The sequence below is a fragment of the Helicobacter didelphidarum genome, from assembly GCF_003364195.1.
Classification (GTDB): Bacteria; Campylobacterota; Campylobacteria; order Campylobacterales; family Helicobacteraceae; genus Helicobacter_A; species Helicobacter_A didelphidarum.
The window spans coordinates 1-377 of record NZ_NXLQ01000232.1; the positions used below are offsets into that span (position 1 = coordinate 1).

Annotated in this window: 1 protein-coding gene; it reads right to left on the bottom strand. The window is 31.3% G+C overall.

Annotated elements, in window-relative coordinates; translation table 11 throughout:
• On the bottom strand, positions 1-260 hold a 260-nt coding region (locus tag CQA53_RS12080; protein ID WP_407918865.1), incomplete at its 3' end, for a hypothetical protein.
• Positions 261-377: the final 117 nt, after the last annotated feature.

Below are 377 nucleotides of genomic sequence, written 5' to 3' on the forward strand. Positions count from 1 at the left end.
AAACAGCTAAATGGAATAAAAAAGAATATATTAACACAATAATCCCACAAGCCAAGCTTGTATTTTACTTCAAACACCATCTCATCATTATGAGAATCTCGCTTTATCTTGTCTTTGTTTATAGTATCGTTGGTTTTTTGAGATACTAGTTTGCTAGATTCTGTATTTATGGAAGTTTCTTTTATAGAATCTTGCTTTGTAGATTTTATGTGCTTTGTTGTATTGTTAGATTCTCTATCACTTTTTAGATTCTCACTCATTAGACTATCCTTTCTTTGGTTTTTCTTAATAATGTTGCCATAGAAGCAAACACCCCACTTAATCCACTCATCAAAGTATCGGCAGTATTACCTTTATACTCTAACAAATCTTGTGGC